Annotated in this window: 14 protein-coding genes and 3 pseudogenes; 12 read left to right on the forward strand and 5 right to left on the reverse strand. The window is 62.4% G+C overall.

Annotation, left to right across the window (positions count from 1 at the left end; translation table 11 throughout):
* The first annotated feature begins 1 nt into the window (after position 1).
* Positions 2–928, forward strand: a pseudogene (locus GKR99_01735) (glucose-1-phosphate adenylyltransferase).
* Between the two features lie 61 nt (positions 929–989).
* Here the strand turns inward: GKR99_01735 and GKR99_01740 are convergent.
* On the reverse strand, positions 990–1,142 hold the full coding sequence (locus GKR99_01740; protein ID NKB26336.1) for a hypothetical protein: 153 nt from the start codon (positions 1,140–1,142) through the stop codon (positions 990–992).
* On the opposite strand from GKR99_01740, the pseudogene GKR99_01745 reads away from it, so the two are divergent.
* The 4 genes and pseudogenes from GKR99_01745 to GKR99_01760 all read left to right on the forward strand — a co-directional run bounded on the left by GKR99_01745 (position 1,112) and on the right by GKR99_01760 (position 6,571).
* A pseudogene (locus GKR99_01745) lies at positions 1,112–1,489 on the forward strand (glucose-1-phosphate adenylyltransferase). The gene GKR99_01740 and the pseudogene GKR99_01745 sit on opposite strands and share 31 nt — an antisense overlap.
* Positions 1,486–2,904 (forward strand): glycogen synthase GlgA, encoded by a 1,419-nt coding sequence (gene glgA, locus GKR99_01750; GenBank protein ID NKB26337.1) that lies wholly within the window; start codon positions 1,486–1,488, stop codon positions 2,902–2,904. Before GKR99_01745 ends, glgA begins: the two are co-directional and overlap by 4 nt.
* 5 nt (positions 2,905–2,909) lie before the next feature.
* Entirely contained in the window at positions 2,910–4,940 is a 2,031-nt protein-coding gene (glgX, locus tag GKR99_01755; GenBank protein ID NKB26338.1) for a glycogen debranching protein GlgX, read from the forward strand.
* A complete protein-coding gene (locus tag GKR99_01760) occupies positions 4,940–6,571 on the forward strand; it encodes an alpha-D-glucose phosphate-specific phosphoglucomutase (GenBank protein NKB26339.1) in 1,632 nt (543 codons plus the stop codon). Before glgX ends, GKR99_01760 begins: the two co-directional genes overlap by 1 nt.
* A 22-nt stretch (positions 6,572–6,593) precedes the next feature.
* On the opposite strand, the gene GKR99_01765 is transcribed toward GKR99_01760, so the two are convergent.
* Complete coding sequence (locus GKR99_01765; GenBank protein NKB26340.1) at positions 6,594–7,820, reverse strand: 2-octaprenyl-6-methoxyphenyl hydroxylase; 1,227 nt, start codon at positions 7,818–7,820, stop codon at positions 6,594–6,596.
* 82 nt (positions 7,821–7,902) lie between these two features.
* Here GKR99_01765 and GKR99_01770 point away from each other — a divergent pair, with 82 nt between their 5' ends.
* The 3 genes from GKR99_01770 (at position 7,903) to GKR99_01780 (ending at position 13,360) form a co-directional block, all read left to right on the forward strand.
* A complete protein-coding gene (locus tag GKR99_01770; GenBank protein ID NKB26341.1) occupies positions 7,903–9,231 on the forward strand; it encodes an amidase in 1,329 nt (442 codons plus the stop codon).
* A 105-nt stretch (positions 9,232–9,336) separates the two neighbouring features.
* A complete protein-coding gene (locus GKR99_01775) occupies positions 9,337–10,524 on the forward strand; it encodes an aminotransferase class I/II-fold pyridoxal phosphate-dependent enzyme (GenBank protein NKB26342.1) in 1,188 nt (395 codons plus the stop codon).
* Positions 10,525–10,534: 10 nt separating this feature from the next.
* Complete coding sequence (locus GKR99_01780; GenBank protein ID NKB26343.1) at positions 10,535–13,360, forward strand: DNA translocase FtsK; 2,826 nt, start codon at positions 10,535–10,537, stop codon at positions 13,358–13,360.
* 101 nt (positions 13,361–13,461) lie between these two features.
* Here the strand turns inward: GKR99_01780 and GKR99_01785 are convergent.
* Positions 13,462–14,420: pseudogene (locus GKR99_01785) on the reverse strand (IS630 family transposase).
* A gap of 177 nt (positions 14,421–14,597) precedes the next feature.
* Here GKR99_01785 and cobO point away from each other — a divergent pair.
* Both cobO and GKR99_01795 read left to right on the forward strand, forming a co-directional pair.
* On the forward strand, positions 14,598–15,212 hold the full coding sequence (cobO, locus tag GKR99_01790) for a cob(I)yrinic acid a,c-diamide adenosyltransferase (protein NKB26344.1): 615 nt from the start codon (positions 14,598–14,600) through the stop codon (positions 15,210–15,212).
* Positions 15,213–15,220: 8 nt separating this feature from the next.
* On the forward strand, positions 15,221–15,763 hold the full coding sequence (locus GKR99_01795; GenBank protein ID NKB26345.1) for an NADPH-dependent FMN reductase: 543 nt from the start codon (positions 15,221–15,223) through the stop codon (positions 15,761–15,763).
* 11 nt (positions 15,764–15,774) lie between these two features.
* Here the strand turns inward: GKR99_01795 and GKR99_01800 are convergent, their stop codons facing one another.
* The gene (locus GKR99_01800) at positions 15,775–16,470 is read right to left on the reverse strand and encodes a TSUP family transporter (GenBank protein NKB26346.1); all 696 of its coding nucleotides are present in this window, start codon (positions 16,468–16,470) and stop codon (positions 15,775–15,777) included.
* A complete protein-coding gene (locus GKR99_01805; GenBank protein ID NKB26347.1) occupies positions 16,467–16,874 on the reverse strand; it encodes a VOC family protein in 408 nt (135 codons plus the stop codon). The genes GKR99_01800 and GKR99_01805 overlap by 4 nt, the downstream gene beginning before the upstream one ends.
* Between GKR99_01805 and GKR99_01810 the strand changes: the two genes are divergently transcribed.
* The gene (locus tag GKR99_01810; GenBank protein NKB26348.1) at positions 16,854–16,997 is read left to right on the forward strand and encodes a hypothetical protein; all 144 of its coding nucleotides are present in this window, start codon (positions 16,854–16,856) and stop codon (positions 16,995–16,997) included. The two genes, GKR99_01805 and GKR99_01810, sit on opposite strands and share 21 nt — an antisense overlap.
* Before the next feature lie 170 nt (positions 16,998–17,167).
* Entirely contained in the window at positions 17,168–17,893 is a 726-nt protein-coding gene (locus tag GKR99_01815; GenBank protein ID NKB26349.1) for an acyl dehydratase, read from the forward strand.
* The last annotated feature ends 149 nt before the right edge of the window (positions 17,894–18,042 follow it).

Consider the following 18,042-nt stretch of genomic DNA (forward strand, 5'->3'; position numbering starts at 1 on the left):
CATGGCCAATATGAACGACCGGATTTCTGCACGCAGCATGGCCTTTGTGCTGGCAGGTGGGCGCGGCAGCCGATTACAGGAACTGACCGACATGCGCGCCAAACCGGCGGTTTATTTCGGCGGCAAGACCCGGATCATCGACTTTGCGCTGTCGAATGCGCTGAACTCGGGCATTCGAAAGATGGCCATCGCGACGCAATACAAGGCACATTCGCTGATCCGCCATTGTCAGCACGGCTGGAGCTTTTTTCGGGCCGAGCGCAATGAATACCTTGATATCCTGCCTGCCAGCCAACGGGTGAGTGAGCATAAGTGGTATCTGGGAACCGCGGATGCCGTCACGCAAAACATTGATATCGTTGACAGTTACAATGTGGATTACGTGCTGGTTCTGGCCGGGGACCATATCTACAAGATGGATTACGAGATGATGCTGCGCCAGCATGAAAAGACCGGCGCAGACGTCACTGTGGGGTGTCTGACCGTTCCGCGCGTCGAAGCAACCGCCTTTGGCGTGATGGCCACGGATGCTGATGGGCGCATCACCGAGTTTCTGGAAAAACCCAAAGATCCACCGGGCACGCCGGATGACCCGAGTGTCGCGCTCGCCTCGATGGGGATCTATGTGTTCCGCTGGGACTTCCTGCGGGATCTGTTGCTGAAGGATGCCGACGATAGCAATTCCAGCCATGATTTCGGCAGCGATCTCATCCCCGAGATTGTCAAGAACGGCAAGGCAATGGCGCATCGGTTCGATGAAAGCTGCGTGCGCCACGCGCCCGAAGCGCCTGCCTATTGGCGTGATGTGGGGACGGTGGATGCGTTCTGGAAGGCCAATATCGACCTGACGGATTTCAAGCCCGATCTGGACCTGTGGGACCGCAAATGGCCGATTGTGTTGAAAAACTCCGTTTTAGGGCCTGAACGATGATTTTTCTTTCCATGCAGCCCGATCCTAAATTTTTGGCGCGGGGGTCGGCCCAAATCGCCTACATGCGCTCACGCGCAGCCATGCGCTGTCTCGTGGTCAAAGCTTTCCGACTATTTCGCTTCATAGGTTTTCGCAAGAAATCCGCGACGCTCTGATTTCGGAGTTTTTCAACACAATCGGCCGATCTGGACCTATTCGGAAAGCGTGCCACCAGCCAAGTTCATTCATGATTCCGAGGATCGGCGCGGAACCGCAGTCTCTTCCTTGATTTCGGGCGGGTGCATCGTGTCCGGCACGCAGATCCGCAATTCGCTGCTGTTCACGCAGGTGCATACAAACTCCTATGCACAGTTGAGCGGGGCTGTGGTGCTGCCTTATGCCGAGATTGGGCGATCTGCGCACCTGACCAATGTGGTGATCGACCGGGGTGTCCAAATCCCCGAAGGACTGGTCGTGGGCGAGGATGCGGCCGAGGATGCCAAGTGGTTCAACGTCTCGGACGGGGGCGTCACGCTGATTACCAAGCCGATGATAGACCGGTGGAACGCGAACGCATGACGCAGGTCCTGTCGGTCGCGTCCGAGTGCGCCCCGCTGGTGAAAACCGGCGGGCTGGCCGATGTCGTCGGCGCGCTGCCCGGGGCGATGGCGGGCCAAGGGTGGCGTGTGCGCAGCTTCCTGCCCGGATATCCGGCGGTCACCGACGCACTGACGTCCGCGAAAACAGTCCTGAAAGAGCGTGACTTCTTCGGCGGACCGGTGCGGGTTCTGGCCGGGGAAGCGGCGGGCCTTGACCTGTTGGTCTTTGACGCGCCGCATTTGTTTGACCGCGATGGCTCGCCCTATCTTGATGCAGGCGGGACCGACTGGCCGGACAATGCGCAGCGGTTTGCGGCGTTCAACCAGATGGCCGCGCGGCTTGCGACCGGAGCGATCAAGGGCTGGCAGCCCGATGTGGTGCATGGGCATGACTGGCAGGCAGGGCTGGTGCCCTATTACCTGCGCGACACGGCGAACCGGCCCGGAACACTGCTGACGATCCACAATGTCGCGTTTCACGGGCTTGCCCCAGAGGCTGCGATGGCTGAGCTGGGCCTCGACCGGGCGGATTTCACCAGCGCGGGGTTCGAATTCTGGGGGCAAGCCTCGGCCCTGAAAGCCGGGATCGTCTGGTCGGACAAGATCAACACCGTCTCGGCCACCTATGCGCGGGAGTTGCTGACGCCGGAATTCGGGATGGGCATGGACGGCGTGTTGAAGACCCGTGCCAGCGATCTGAGTGGTATTTTGAACGGCATCGACGCGACGGTCTGGAACCCGGTGACCGATCCGGCGATCAAGACCTATTCAACCCCGCGCGGCAAGGCCAGGGCGAAGGCCGCCCTGCGGGCAGAGTTCGGATTGCCCGATACGGACGGGCCTTTGACGGTCGTGGTGTCGCGATTGTCGGAGCAAAAGGGTCTTGATGCCCTGCTGGATGCGCTGCCTGCATTGATTGACCACGGTGGCCAGCTGGCCCTGCTGGGGACCGGTGACAAACGGCTCGAAGCGGCGTGGAGGGGGGCGGCCAGTCATCCGAATGTGGCCGTGCACATCGGTTATGACGAAGCGATGAGCCATCGGATGATTGCCGGGGCCGACGCGATTCTGGTGCCCAGCCGGTTTGAGCCCTGCGGCCTGACGCAGCTTTACGGGCTGCGTTACGGGACCTTGCCTGTGGTGGCGCGCACCGGTGGCCTGGCGGATACGGTCATCGATGCGAACCCTGTGGCACTGGCCAGTGGCGTGGCGACGGGCATTCAGTTTCACCCCGTCACGGCGGACGCCGTCGCCGGGGCCTTCGCGCGCTTGCTGGACCTGTGGCGCGCGCCAAAGATCTGGGCAAAGATGCAACGCAACGCAATGGGTCAGCCGGTGGGGTGGGACGCCTCGGCGCCGCTGTATGCCCAGCTTTATGGCGCCCTCGCCCGGTGACGGGGATGCCGGCACTGTCGTCTGGTCGTCCGTACCCGATGGGGGCAACGCCCGACCCTGCTGGGGTGAATTTCGCGGTATTTTCCGACAATGCGGTTCGGATCGAGGTTTGTCTGTTCGACAATGCCGGGACCGAGGAACGCTTTGCTTTGCCCGGGCGCGAAGGTGGTATCTGGTACGGTCATATCGCGGGGATCGGTCCGGGCCAGCATTACGGTCTGCGCGCCCATGGGCCGTTTGCCCCGGATCAGGGGCACCGTTTCAACCCGGCGAAACTGTTGCTGGACCCCTATGCGCGCAAGATCACCGGTCACCCGATCTGGGACCCGGCCATGTTCGATGGCGACGTGGCCAACCCGACCGATACCGCCCCGTTCATGCCGCGCTGCGTTGTTGACGCGCCCTTACCCGAGGCGCCCCGCATTGCAGGCCGGCCGCTGGAACAGACAGTGATTTACGAGGCGCATCTGAAAGGCCTGACCGCATGCATGCCCGGCGTGGCCGATCCCGGCACCTGGTCGGCGCTTGCCGACCCCCGGTTGCGCGGTCATCTGACAAACCTTGGGGTGACTGCACTGGAATTGCTGCCGGTGCAGGCGTTCATCAATGATCGGTTTCTGGTCGATCTGGGGCTGACCAACTATTGGGGGTATCAGACTGTCGGGTTTTTTGCGCCCGATCCACGCTATCTGGCCAGCGATCAGGTGATCGAGGTTCAGCGCGCCATCGCGGCGCTGCATGAGGATGGCGTCGAAGTGATTCTGGACGTCGTCTACAATCACTCGGGTGAGGGGGATCATCTGGGTCCGACGCTGTGTTTTCGCGGCCTCGACAACGCGAGTTATTATCGGCTGGCGGCGGATCGCAGCCGTTATGTCAACGACACCGGCACCGGCAACACGCTGGATCTGACGCATCCGATGGTGCTGCGCATGGTGATGGACAGCCTGCGCTATTGGGTGCAGGTGATGGGCGTTGACGGCTTCCGCTTCGATCTTGCGGCTACGCTGGCGCGCAGGGAAGGCGGGTTTGACCCACGCGCGCCCTTGCTGGACGCCATCCGGCAAGACCCGGCGCTGGTGGGCGTGAAGCTGATTGCCGAACCCTGGGATATCGGCCCCGGAGGCTATCAGTTGGGCGCGTTTCCGGCGCCTTTTGCCGAATGGAACGACCGGTTTCGCGACACCACGCGGCGATTCTGGCGCGGTGACGCAGGGCAGGCGGCGGATATGGCCGCCGGGCTGATGGGCTCAGCGGCGCAGTTTGATCATTCGGGGCGCGCGGCGACATCCTCGGTCAATCTGATCACGGCCCATGACGGGTTCACGCTGGCCGACACGACCCGCTATGCGCGCCGCCATAATCAGGCGAACGGTGAAGGTGGCCGCGACGGCCACGGTCAGAACTTTTCGGACAACTTCGGCGTCGAGGGTCCGACCGATGATCCCGATATCCTGGCCGCGCGTGCGCAACGGCAGCGCAACATGCTGGCGACGCTGATGCTGTCGCAGGGCACGCCGATGCTGTTGGCCGGGGATGAGGGCGGGCGCACCCAGAACGGCAACAACAACGGTTACAATCAGGATAATGAGACGACGTGGATCAACTGGGCCGGGGCGGACGCCGGATTGCAGGAATTCACCCGCCGATTGATCGAAATCCGCCACGCCTGGCCTGCACTGCGCCAACGGCATTTCCTGCACGGCGAACCGAGGGCCGATGGTGCGCCCGATCTGATCTGGCGTCGCGCTGATGGGGCCGTGATGGAGGCTGCCGACTGGACCAGGCCGGATCTGCGTCTGGTGATCGCCGAGTTGCGCATCGCCGCCGATGCGCCGGGGGCGACTGATTCCACGGCAATGCTGATGGCGCTGAATGCCGGTCCGGCGACACGGATACATCTGCCAGATGGCGATTGGCACCGCCTGCTTGATACTTCACAGCCGGAAGCATCGCCGCGGGCGCATGTGGATACTACATTCCCCCTTAACGCCGCCAGCCTGGTGCTGCTGGCCACCCAAGCGGAGTCACCCTGATGGAAACCTTGACCATTCAAACCCAGCCAATCAGCGGGCAAAAGCCCGGCACATCCGGCCTGCGCAAGAAGACGGCGGTGTTCATGGGGCCGCATTACCTTGAAAACTTTGTGCAGGCGATCTGGAACGGGATCGGCGGGGTGGCGGGCAAAACCCTGGTTCTGGGGGGCGACGGGCGCTATTTCAACGACCGCGCGGCGCAGGTGATCCTGCGGATGGCGGCGGCGTCTGGTGCAGCCAGGGTGATCGTCGGGCAGGGCGCATTGCTGAGCACACCAGCGGCGTCAAACCTGATCCGGCAGAACGGCACCGATGGCGGCATCATCATGTCGGCCAGCCACAACCCCGGCGGCCCGGATGAGGATTTCGGCGTCAAGTTCAACACCCCGAACGGTGGCCCGGCGCCTGAGGATGTGACCAACGCAATTTTCGCGGCGACCGAAAGCATCAGCGAATACCACATCGTCGAAACGCAGGATATCGACCTGTCCGCCCTGGGCACGCAATCTCTGGCCGGGATGGTGGTCGAGGTTGTGGACCCCGTCGCCGACTATGCCGCGTTGATGGAAACCCTGTTCGATTTCGATGCGATCCGCGCGCTGTTCGCAGGCGGGTTCCGGGTGCGGTTTGACGCCATGCATGCGATCACCGGACCCTATGCGACAGAGATTCTGGAACGCCGCCTTGGCGCGGCGCCGGGCAGTGTCGTCAATGCGACCCCGCTGCCGGATTTTGGCGGTGGTCATCCGGATCCGAACCCAATCTGGGCCAAGGATCTGATGGATCACATGATGGGGTCAGATGCGCCCGATTTCGGCGCAGCCTCCGACGGGGACGGCGACCGCAACATGGTCGTCGGGCGCGGCATCTATATCGGCCCGTCGGACAGTCTGGCCGTGCTGGCGGCAAACGCGCATCTGGCGCCGGGCTATGCCGGCGGGCTGAAGGGGGCGGCGCGGTCGATGCCGACCTCGGGTGCGGTGGATCGTGTGGCCGATGCCTTGGGGATCGCCTGTTACGAAACGCCGACCGGGTGGAAGTTCATCGGCAACCTTCTTGATGCAGGCCGCGCAACGATCTGCGGTGAGGAAAGCGCCGGAACCGGCAGTGATCATGTCCGCGAAAAGGATGGCCTTTGGGCGGTTCTGCTGTGGCTGAACATCCTTGCCGCCAGTGGAAAATCCGTGGCTGAGATTATGGCAGATCACTGGGCAAATTATGGGCGCAACTATTACTCGCGCCACGATTACGAAGGCGTTGATGCGGGTGATGCGGCGAAGATGATGGCGGATTTGACCTCGCGACTGAACGACCTGCCGGGGCAAAGCTTTGCGGGCCTGACCGTCACGTCCGCCGATAATTTTGCCTATGACGATCCTGTGGATGGGTCGCGGTCACAGCATCAGGGGCTGCGGATCGGGTTTGAAGGTGGATCTCGTGTGGTGTTCCGCCTGTCGGGAACCGGCACGGTCGGCGCGACCCTGCGGGTGTATCTTGAGCGGTACGAGGATGATCCCGCCAAGTTGAACCTTGATACGCAGGCAGCGCTTGCGCCGATCATCGCAGCGGCGGAAGACATCGCCGGGATCAAAGGCGCAACGGGCTGGGATGCCCCGGATGTGATGACCTGAGGCTGGGCAGAGCTTCGCGCGGTCAGATCGCCTGACCTGCTGAAAGTCGTGGGACATCGCCGGACAGACCGGCAGCCTCACGAATGAAGCGCCGGCGTAATGCGGGCACAGCGTTCACCGCGCCAAGCCCAATGTCGCGCAACTCGCGCAGGATTGGATCATCGTTTGAAAACAGTCGGTTAAAGGTATCTGTTGCCAGGGCCAGCGTGGTGACATCGCCGCGGCGCCAACCCTCATACCGCGACAGAACATCGGCGCGCCCGATGTCTTCGCCGCGCCGCTTGGCGTGGGCCAAAACCTCGGCCAATGCGGCCACATCGCGCAAACCGGCGTTCAGGCCTTGCCCCGCAATCGGATGCACCGCATGGGCCGCATCCCCAGCCAGCGCAACACGATCCGCAGCGAAATCATCGGCCAGCGACAGACCCAGCGGATAGGTCCAGCGCGCCCCGGCAAGCGAGATACTCCCCAGGAAATCCCCGAACCTTGGGCGCAGAATCTGCAAGCAATCCCCATCGCTCAGCGCCTGGATCGCGGTGGCCCGCGCGGTCGCCTCGGTCCAGACGATGGAGGATCGGTTGCCTGCCAGCGGCAGAACCGCCAGTGGCCCTTCGGGCATGAAAAACTGATGCGCGACACCATTGTGCGGGCGCTCATGGGCAATCGCGCAGACCAGTGCGGTCTGACCATAGTCAAGGCGCTGGTGGCGTATCCCGGCCCGACTGGCGGTAGCTGACATACGTCCATCGCAGCCGATCGCCACCGGCGCCGAAAGGCTGCGCCCATCCGACAGGGTCAGGGCAATCCCGGCACTGCCCGGTTCCTGTGCCTCGACCGTCAGGCCGGACAGGCATGTGACCCGTTTCGCGGCGTCCATTGCGCTTTGCAGGGCCGCGCGAAGATGGCGATCCTCGACCATATGACCCATCGGGCCTTCCTCGATCTCGCCATGGTGGAATTCGGCGACGAAAGGGGAAGGTCCGCTGCCCGCTCGCCCGTCGCTGACCTTGATTTCCAGCATCGGCTGGGCGGTTTGGGCCAGGGCCGGCCAAAGGCCGATGGCTTTCAGCATACGCACGCTCGACAGCGCCAGCGCATAGCTCCGGCCATCAGAATCGGGGCTGGTCTGACGCCCCGCGGGCGTGGCATCCACCAGAACCGATGACAGCCCCGCGCCATCCAGCGCCAGCGCCAGCGAGGCCCCGACCAGCCCGCCGCCGACAATCAGAACATCTGCATCATGTGCCATGGGTGCGACCTAACCGGGGTCGTGCGGGATTGTCCATGTGGCCGGGTGACGCTAGCGTCGGGCGACCAACGGAGGGCGCGATATGGGCGACTGGCTGAAGATGACGGCGGCGGATCTGGGGCGCGCGATTGCCGCGGGACATATCGACCCGGTGGACCTGACCGACACCTATCTGGACGCAGTCGCCGCCCATGATCTGACCCCGCGCATCTATGCGCGAACCACGCCGGATCGTGCGCGATCCGAAGCGATGGCGGCGCGGGATCGCGCAGCGTCGGGCCAGCGACGGTCCGCCCTCGACGGGGTGCCGATCAGCTGGAAGGACCTGTTTGATACCGCCGGAACAGTGACCGAGGCGGGAACCAAATTGCTGGCGGGCCGGGTGCCGGATCGGGACGCGCGGGTGCTGAAAAACGCGACCGGTGCGGGGCTGGTCTGTCTGGGCAAGACGCATATGACGGAATTGGCGTTTTCCGGGTTGGGGCTGAACCCGATGACTGAAACGCCGCCGTGTGTGAATGATGCCGGTGCGGCGCCGGGCGGGTCGTCTTCGGGGGCGGCAACCTCGGTCGCGTTCGGGTTGGCAGCGGCGGGAATCGGCTCGGACACCGGCGGTTCGGTGCGCATTCCGTCGGTGTGGAACGATCTGGTGGGGCTGAAAACCACCTCGGGCCGGGTATCGCTGGACGGTGTCTTTCCGCTATGCCCGCGTTTTGATACCGTTGGGCCGCTGTGCCGGTCGGTCGAGGATGCCAGCCTGCTGCTGGCCGCGATGGAGGGGTCAAGGCCCGTTGATCTGACCGGCGCATCGCTGTCGGGCCTGCGCTTTCTGGCTTTGCAGGGTGCGCCGCTTGTGGATGCCGAAGCGCCTGTTTTGCAAGGGTATGAGGCGTCATTGACCCGGTTGAGTGCGGCAGGGGCCGTGATCGAGGCGCGCAGCTTGCCGGATGCTGAGGCGGTTCTGGGAACATCCGGTCTGGTCTTCGCGAGTGAGGCCTATGGCCTTTGGCAGGACCAGATAGAGGCCAACCCGGACGCCATGTTCCATCAGGTTCGTGAACGATTCCGGGGTGGGGCGACTGTGTCTGCCCCCGATTACATCGCCGCATGGCGCAAAATCGAGGCCCATCGCGCCGGATATCTGGCGGCAACGGCGGGATTTGACGCGGTTATTTTACCGACTGCGCCGATCATGCCGCCGAATGTCGACCGGCTGAACACCGACAATGACTACTTCGTGCGTGCCAACCTGATGGCGCTTAGAAATACCCGTATCGGCAACCTGTTGGGGCTGTGTGCGCTGACACTACCACAGAGTGTGCCTTCGACGGGTCTGATGCTGATGGGCGCGCCCATGGCAGAGGCGCGTTTGCTGCGCATCGGCGCGGCGGTTGAGGCGGAACTTGCCTAAATGCAACATCGCCCCTGTGCCTGAACTGCGCACTGGACCAGCGGGCATTTCCTAGTTTATTCTAGGCCTTACACGGGGCGCCAATGATCCCGGACTGAGGCAGATATGGTTTTTCCTGAGCGGTTTTCGAACCTGCCAGAATATGCGTTTCCGCGTCTGCGGAACCTTCTCGACGCTCATGAACCGGGCGGCGATGTGCTGCATCTGTCCATCGGTCAGCCCAAACATGCGTTCCCGGACTGGGTCGCCGAAGGGATTGCGGCGACGGCGCGCGGATTTCAGCTTTATCCGCCCAACGATGGCGCACCAGAGCTTTTGGCCGCGATTTCGTCCTGGCTGTCGCGGCGCTATGGCGTGCAGGTGCCGGTGGACAGGATCATGGCGCTGAATGGGTCGCGTGAGGGGTTGTTTAACACGGTTCTTGCGCTCTGCCCGGAAGCGGCGCGCGATGGCAGCCGCCCGGCGGTTCTGGTGCCGAACCCGTTTTATCAGGTTTACGCAGTGGGCGCGCTGACCCTCGGGGCCGAGCCGATTTTTGTTTCGGCGACCGAAGACACCGGGTTTTTGCCGGATTATGCCGCCTTGCCGACCGACGTGCTGAACCGAACCGAGGTTGCATTCGTTTGTTCGCCCGGAAACCCGCAGGGCGCGGTTGCGACGCGGGATTACTGGGCCGAGCTTCTGGCCCTGGCTGAACACCATGATTTCCGCATCATCGCCGATGAATGTTATTGCGAGATTTATCGTAATGCCGCGCCTGCCGGGTTGATTGAGGTCGCCGAAGAAGTCGGGGCCGATCCTGAACGCGCGATCATTATTCATTCGCTGTCCAAACGGTCGAACCTGGCCGGGCTGCGGTCGGGTTTTGTGGCGGCTGGGCCAGAATCGATGCGCCACATCCGCCGTCTGCGCGCTTATTCCGGCGCGCCGGTGCCTCTGCCGATCCAGCGGGTGTCGGAACGCCTGTGGGCGGATGAGGATCATGTGGAGGCGAGCCGCACGCTCTATCAGCAGAAATACGACATTGCCGATGCAGTGTTTGCGGGCGTCGATGGCTGCGCCGCGCCCGAAGGCGGCTTCTTCCTGTGGCTACCCGTCGATGACGGAGAGGCCGCAGCGCTGAAGCTGTGGCAACAGACCGGCATCCGGGTTCTGCCCGGCGCCTATCTGGCGCGCGAAACGACCCCCGGCGGCGGCACGCCGGGTGACGGATATATCCGGGTGGCCATGGTCGCCCCAACAGAAGACCTGCAGCACGGCCTGACCCGGCTTCGTGACTGCCTGTATACGTGAGGTAAATCAGATGGCGTCTTATTCAGCCCGGCGGCGTGACCCGCTATTCGACAGTGCAACGCAAGCGACTCTGGAACGGCGCGGCAAGGAATTGCTGGGATTTGCCTTCATTGCGATGGGGCTGGCGATTGCCGCGCTTCTGGCGACCTATGTGCCCGAAGACCCAAGCTGGCTGACGGCGACGGATGCACCTGCGGCCAATATGCTGGGGCGGTTCGGGGCCTCGATCGCCTCGCCGCTTTATATCATCGCGGGCATGGGGTCCTGGGGGCTGGCGCTGGTGCTGACGGTCTGGGGCGCGCGGTTTGTTCTGCACGTCGGGGAAGAACGCGCCATCGGGCGGCTGATCTTTGCGCCGATCGCGATTGCGGTGGCGTCGGTCTATGCCTCGACCCATGTGCCGACCTCGGCCTGGACGCATTCGTTCGGATTGGGCGGGTTGTTCGGCGACACGGTGCTGGGTGCGATTCTTGGGATTGTTCCGCTGGGCACGGCGCTGGGCCTGAAGGCGATGGCCTTCGTGATGGCCATCGGGGCGGTTGCCATGGCGCTGTTCGTGCTGGGTGTGAACGGGCGTGAATTGCGTCTGGGGTTCCGCATCATGGCCGCCGGGATCATCATGGTTTACGCCGGAATTGCCGCGCTGGTGACGCGTTCCCTGACCGGGTCGGTCGCCGTGGCGCGCAATACTGCCGCCAAACGCGCGCAACGGCGTGAGGCCGCGATTGCCGCATTTGAAGCCGAAGCTGCCGCCAAGGCGGCCATGCCCGACGCGCCGGTCGAAAAGCGCAGTGGGATGTCTGGCCTGTTCACCGCGTTGACACGCAACAAGGATGCAGAGGAAGCCGAGGACGAATTCGAGGCTTATGATGACCTTGAAGGTGACGCGCGTATTTCCGCGCGGATTGCAGACGTCATCCGCAAACGTGTCGGTCAGGAACCGTCCAGCGCAGCAGCCCCAGCGCGCATCGTACCGCCACTGGTATCGCGCGCAGCATCGGGCGAGCCGAGCCTTGGTGGCGCCTTGCGTGCCAAAGACGATCCTGCGGTTGCAGGCGGCGGGGCATCGGGAACCATATCCGGTCTGGTGCCGCCGGCGCCCAGCGATGACGATCTGGACGCATTTGTCGAAAATTTCGACGACGGATTCACCCCCGATCCGATTGAAGACGTTGGCGGAGAGGCGACAGAATCTCGCCCGATGCTGGCCCCGCTGGCCGAACTGGCGCGCAAGGTGCAGCATCCGATCCGCAAGGCCCCGAAACAGTCACGTCAGGCGCGCGCCGAGGCGCAGCCAGGTTTGGGCTTTGATGAGCATGGCGATGAATTTGAAACGCCCCCCCTCAGCCTTCTGGCAAATCCGGTTACCATCGAACGCAGCCAGCTGAGCGATGAGGCATTGGAAGAAAACGCCCGCATGCTGGAGGTTGTTTTGGACGACTATGGCGTCAAAGGCGAAATCGTCAGCGTCCGCCCCGGCCCCGTTGTCACCATGTACGAACTGGAACCCGCGCCGGGACTGAAGGCCAGCCGGGTGATCGGTCTGGCCGATGATATCGCGCGCTCGATGTCGGCCCTGTCGGCCCGTGTCAGCACGGTTCCGGGACGGTCGGTCATCGGTATCGAACTGCCCAATGAAAACCGCGAGAAAGTGCTGCTGCGCGAGATTCTGGCCAGTCGCGATTTCGGCGACGGAACCCAGAAACTGCCGCTGGCGCTGGGCAAGGATATTGGCGGCGATCCGATTGTGGCGAACCTTGCCAAGATGCCCCACCTGCTGATCGCAGGGACCACGGGGTCCGGTAAATCGGTTGCGATCAACACCATGATCCTCAGCCTGCTGTACAAGCTGACCCCGGCGGAATGCCGGATGATCATGATTGACCCGAAGATGCTGGAACTGTCCGTTTATGACGGCATCCCGCATCTGTTGTCCCCCGTTGTAACCGATCCGAAAAAGGCGGTTGTCGCGCTGAAGTGGGTCGTCGGCGAAATGGAAGAACGCTATCGCAAAATGTCCAAAATGGGCGTGCGCAACATCGAAGGCTATAACGGTCGGGTGGCCGATGCGCTGGCCAAGGACGAGATGTTCAGCCGCACGGTGCAGACCGGGTTTGATGATGACACCGGTGAACCCGTCTTCGAGACCGAAGAATTCGCGCCCGAGAAGATCCCCTATATCGTCGTCGTTGTGGACGAAATGGCCGACCTGATGATGGTTGCCGGTAAAGAAATCGAGGCCTGCATTCAGCGCTTGGCGCAGATGGCGCGGGCGTCCGGCATCCACCTGATCATGGCCACGCAGCGCCCCTCGGTCGATGTGATCACCGGCACGATCAAGGCGAACTTCCCGACGCGGATTTCGTTCCAGGTGACTGGCAAGATCGACAGCCGCACGATCCTGGGTGAACAGGGGGCCGAGCAACTGCTGGGCATGGGTGACATGCTGTACATGGCCGGCGGGGCCAAGATTACGCGGGTTCATGGGCCCTTCGTCAGCGATGAAGAGGTTGAGGAAATCGTCAACCACCTCAAGACCTTCGGCCCGCCGGAGTATATGAGCGGTGTTGTCGATGGCCCGTCGGATGACTCGGAATCCGACATTGAACTGGTGCTGGGTCTGGGCGGAAACACCGACAGCGAAGACGCGATGTACGACACCGCCGTCGCCATCGTACTGAAGGACCGCAAGTGTTCCACCAGCTACATCCAGCGCAAGCTGGCCATCGGCTATAACAAAGCCGCGCGCCTGGTTGAGCAGATGGAGGATCAGGGCCTCGTCAGCCCGGCCAACCATGTCGGCAAGCGAGAGATCCTTGTGCCCGAAGGTCAGTAGGGCAGGGCAGATTCCCGGTGCGGTATGAGCGCCGGGTCGGCCTATGCCGGAACGCCGCCGAACGCCCCCTAGGGGGCGGGCCTGCCTAAAGCGTTTCGACATTAACCTGAGACATATCCGGCGGCCTTAAAGTAGTTCCAGCATTCTACTGGGTCGTAGAGATCGCAGATTGCTCCGATTGCTTCGAAGACCTGGGTAAAGGACCTGACCCCGATCCGTCGCAAATGGGCTTTCAGTTTAGAGAAGGCCTGCTCGATGGGATTCAGGTCGGGCGAGTACGGTGGCAGGTAAAGGAACCAGCAGCCGTGATTGCGTAAAGCCTGCGTCGCCTCCTTATTCCGGTGGGTTGCCAGGTTGTCGAGAATGACGACAGTGCCGGGGTTGATCTCGGGGACCAGCACTTCGCGGATGTAGGCCGCGAAGGCGGGGCCATCTATCGCTCCCTTGATGACCCAAGGTGCGATCAGCGCGCCTTGGGTCAGGCCCGCGATCAAGGTTTGGGTTCCCCAGCTTCCGAAGGGCGCATCCATCGTCAGGCGCTTACCGCGCTTGGCTCTGCCGCGTAGGCGCGTGAGGTTTGTCTTCACTGCGGTTTCGTCAATAAAGACAACGCGCTCAGGAAAGGTCGCAATGGCTGGCGAGCGGTATCTGAACCAGTCGGCCCGTTGCTGCCTTACCTTGGCGCGGCGGCGCTCGGTTGCGACCAGCGACTTTTTTTGTACGTGAAGCCGAGCCGGGACAGAAGGTTGGCGATGGAGGAGTGATGCACCCGCACACCCTCTGCATCGGCCAGCGCATTACGCAACTCAAAGAGCGTGATGTCAGGGTCTTGTGCGATCAACTCCTCAAAGAATTCCCGATGCGGAGCCAGCTTTCCCTTGCCGCGCGGCGGTCCCTGCCGGGCAGGTTCCGCATGACCCTTCATCCTCACCTGACGCGCCCACCGCGCGCCTGTGGCAGGCGACAGCTTCAACCGCAACGCCGCCGCGCGCCCGCTCAACCCTTCTTCAATGTATCTCTGAAACCGTATCCGAAGCGCAGATGGCAAAGGTGCTGACATGATCCATCCTCCCAAACAGGATGAATCACAGATCAGGTCTCAAGGGAATCCCTCGCGATTCAGGTTCAAGCCGAAACGCTTTAATTTTTCGTTAACGCTTTGGTAACGAATGCGGCGCTGCCCTTGCAGATGCCGCGCCACCAGACCAAAGTTCGCCGAACCCGAAGGAGTGCGCGAATGACCGATATTAATGACCCTGCCCGCCACGCCACCAAGATGGCGAAGAAGAAAGCGGCGCGTGACAAGATCATGGCCACCAAGACCGAAGAAAAGGGCCTGATCATCGTCCACACCGGCAAGGGCAAGGGCAAAAGCTCGGCCGCGTTCGGGATGATCTTTCGCTGTATCGCGCATCAGATGCCCTGTGCGGTGGTGCAATTCATCAAAGGCGGCATGTCAACCGGAGAGCGTGATTTAATATTAAACCACTTCTCGGACAGTTGCGCCTTCCACACCATGGGCGAAGGGTTCACCTGGGAAACGCAGGACAAATCGCGCGACACCGAAATGGCGCAAGCGGCCTGGGCCAAGGCGAAAGAGCTTATCGCGGACCCGGGCAACCGCATGATCTTGCTGGACGAAATCAACATTGCGCTTCGGTATGACTATATCGACGTGGCCGAGGTTGTTGAGTTCTTGCAAAATCACAAGCCTGCAATGACTCATGTTGTTCTGACCGGGCGCAATGCCAAGGACGAGTTGATCGAGGTTGCCGATCTGGTGACCGAGATGGAGCTGATCAAACACCCTTTCCGGTCCGGCGTGAAAGCGCAGGCCGGGGTAGAATTATAGGGTCCGGTATGGCGGATTCAAACCTTCGATTGCTGTGCATGTCCGGCTCATTGCGCGCTGCATCGTTTAATACTAAACTTGTTAGATCCGGCGCACTTCTGTGGCCCGGTCCGCACGACATCGCGGATATCCGGCTGCCGCTGTACGATGGCGACCTGGAGGCGGACGGGATCCCGGCGGCTGTCACGGACCTGGCAACGGCGATCGCAGAGGCGGACGCGGTGCTGATCGCCACGCCAGAGTACAACAAATCCCTGTCCGGTGTTCTGAAAAATGCGCTCGACTGGGTCAGCCGGATCAAGGGGAATCCGTGGAAGGGCAAACCTGTTGCCATCCTATCCGCAACCGCCGGGCGCACTGGCGGGGAACGTGCGCAGGATGCGCTGCGGCTGGCGATGAACCCGTTCCAGCCGCGCCTGCTTACAGGGCCAGAGGTTCTGGTGGCCGGTGCGTCCAAACAGTTTGATGCGGCAGGTACGCTGATCGACGAACGCTATCTGGCCAAGCTGACCGAACTTGTAAGCACTCTGCACGCCACCGCATCGGGTTGAAGGGCATCACATCAGCAGCTTGGCGGCCAGGGTCGAATCTCGGCCCGCTGAACGCGCGGGGCCAGGCGTTGCGCACCAAGCAATGCAACAGCGACCACCGGCAGCATCACACCGGCAAGGGCGGCATGGCGCGTGTTGATCAGGCCGACGGCGCCCAACGCTGCGAGTGAGACGAACATGCCGAAAAAGAAGAACAAATTCTGCATCGCGGCAGATCGGCGCGCGGGTTCGTGTTGATACAGCAATGCCATGGGCGGCGCGCCCACGGCTGTCAGCGTGCCCATAACCCCGGCCACAACTCCCGCCGGGAACAGTGTGGCGGGACGGATCGCAACACGGACACCGATCAGCGACAGCGCAATGCCCAGATAGATTGCGCCCGCCACCACCGCCGCCAGCATCTGCGGATCGCTAAGCCTGGTGGCAACAGCTGCGGCCAGCGCGGCCCCCAGCGCGCGCCCGGCAAACCCCGATGGCACGTCCGCCCAGCGGATCGCCGAGGCATCCAGCGTGGCCGAGGTCATCCCCACCACCAGTCCGATCAGCAACAAGGTCGCGGGCAGAAACTCGGGCGCGACCAATGCGACCAGCGGCGCGGCGATCATCCCGAAACCCTGCCCGGCCAGCCGTTGCAGCATCGTCCCCAGCAGAACGGCCAATGCGATAAAGGCCAATGTCCATGGCCCCAGCGCCAGAACCGCGCTCATCCGGATACCTGGTTCGAAATTTCGATCAGATTGCCATCGGGATCGCGCAGATAGATCGAGGTGATCGGCCCCCGCGCGCCGCTGCGCGCCACCGGGCCGCTTTCGATGACAATGCCGAGCGTGGTGAGGTGCTGTATCCAGTCAGAGAGTGGAACCTTTGACAAGAAACACAGATCCGCGGATCCCGGTTTTGGGTGTCTCGCATGGGGCAGGAACGGGGCGTCGGCGGCGTGCAGATTAATCTTCTGTGCACCAAAGCCCAGTGCCCTACGGCAGGTGCCGTCGGCAGCAGGGAAGTCGAGCGCCTCCATCCCCAGCGCGTCATGATAAAAAGCAGTGGTCGCGTCGATGTCGGCAACACTCAGCACAAGGTGGTCGAGAGATTGCAGCGATGGCCGCTTCATATAGATTGTGTTGAAAAACTCCGAAATCAGAGCGTCGCGGATTTCTTGCGAAAACCTATGAAGCGAAATAGTCGGAAAGCTTTGACCACGAGACAGCGCATGGCTGCGCGTGAGCGCATGTAGGCGATTTGGGCCGACCCCCGCGCCAAAAATTTAGGATCGGGCTGCATGGAAAGAAAAATCATCGTTCAGGCCCTAAAACGGAGTTTTTCAACACAATCTATAATTTTCATGTTGCACATGCCTGCCCATCGCCCCAGCCTTGGGCGACCATGACAGAGGCACCTGACCAGATGCAAACCCTGACCGACCGGCTGGATCCGGCGCGGGCGGCGGCGCTGCATGTGACACTCGGCGCGGCGGGCGATCCGCCGGCTGCGGGCGACGCGCTGCCGCCATTCTGGCATCAGATCTATTTCTGGTCGCCGCGGCCTGCGACTGATCTGGGCGCGGACGGACATACCGCGCTTGGCGGGATGATCCCCGACATGGGCCTGCCGCGCAGGATGTGGGCCGGGGGTGCATTACAGTTTCGCGCGCCGCTGATCCTTGGGCAGATGGCCGAGAAACAGACGCGGTTGCTGAGTGTTGAGCGTAAGACCGGGCGCAGTGGGCCACTGGCTTTCGTGGCGTTGGAGCACCGGATGTCTCAGGATGGCGAGGTTAAGGTGGTCGAGCGGCAGGATCTGGTATTCCGCGCGGCCCCGGCACCCGGCGATGTGATGCCTGACCCGGCGATGGCACCGAGGGCAACGCAAACGCGGGCCGCCACGTTCGGCGAATTGACCCTGTTTCGCTATTCCGCGCTGACGCTGAACGGACACCGGATTCATTATGACGCGCCCTATGCGGCAGCGGAAGGGTATGGCGGGCTGGTGGTTCACGGCCCGCTTCTGGCCGATTGTGTTGAAAAACTCCGAAATCAGAGCGTCGCGGATTTCTTGCGAAAACCTATGAAGCGAAATAGTCGGAAAGCTTTGACCACGAGACAGCGCATGGCTGCGCGTGAGCGCATGTAGGCGATTTGGGCCGACCCCCGCGCCAAAAATTTAGGATCGGGCTGCATGGAAAGAAAAATCATCGTTCAGGCCCTAAAACGGAGTTTTTCAACACAATCGGCCCAGCTGCTTGCCGGTTGGGCGGCCGAGCGGCTGGGGACCTTGACGAG

Source organism: Paracoccaceae bacterium (assembly GCA_012103375.1).
Lineage (GTDB): Bacteria > Pseudomonadota > Alphaproteobacteria > Rhodobacterales > Rhodobacteraceae > WLWX01.

What these genes read in the sequence shown, in the direction of transcription:
- glgA (NKB26337.1), top strand. Translation starts at nt 1,486, where the DNA reads ATGACGCAGGTCCTGTCGGTCGCGTCCGAGTGCGCCCCGCTGGTGAAA.
- glgX (NKB26338.1), top strand. Translation starts at nt 2,910, where the DNA reads ATGCCGGCACTGTCGTCTGGTCGTCCGTACCCGATGGGGGCAACGCCC.
- GKR99_01760 (NKB26339.1), top strand. Translation starts at nt 4,940, where the DNA reads ATGGAAACCTTGACCATTCAAACCCAGCCAATCAGCGGGCAAAAGCCC.
- GKR99_01765 (NKB26340.1), bottom strand. Translation starts at nt 7,820, where the DNA reads ATGGCACATGATGCAGATGTTCTGATTGTCGGCGGCGGGCTGGTCGGG.
- GKR99_01770 (NKB26341.1), top strand. Translation starts at nt 7,903, where the DNA reads ATGGGCGACTGGCTGAAGATGACGGCGGCGGATCTGGGGCGCGCGATT.
- GKR99_01775 (NKB26342.1), top strand. Translation starts at nt 9,337, where the DNA reads ATGGTTTTTCCTGAGCGGTTTTCGAACCTGCCAGAATATGCGTTTCCG.
- GKR99_01780 (NKB26343.1), top strand. Translation starts at nt 10,535, where the DNA reads ATGGCGTCTTATTCAGCCCGGCGGCGTGACCCGCTATTCGACAGTGCA.
- cobO (NKB26344.1), top strand. Translation starts at nt 14,598, where the DNA reads ATGACCGATATTAATGACCCTGCCCGCCACGCCACCAAGATGGCGAAG.
- GKR99_01795 (NKB26345.1), top strand. Translation starts at nt 15,221, where the DNA reads ATGGCGGATTCAAACCTTCGATTGCTGTGCATGTCCGGCTCATTGCGC.
- GKR99_01800 (NKB26346.1), bottom strand. Translation starts at nt 16,470, where the DNA reads ATGAGCGCGGTTCTGGCGCTGGGGCCATGGACATTGGCCTTTATCGCA.
- GKR99_01805 (NKB26347.1), bottom strand. Translation starts at nt 16,874, where the DNA reads ATGAAGCGGCCATCGCTGCAATCTCTCGACCACCTTGTGCTGAGTGTT.
- GKR99_01815 (NKB26349.1), top strand. Translation starts at nt 17,168, where the DNA reads ATGCAAACCCTGACCGACCGGCTGGATCCGGCGCGGGCGGCGGCGCTG.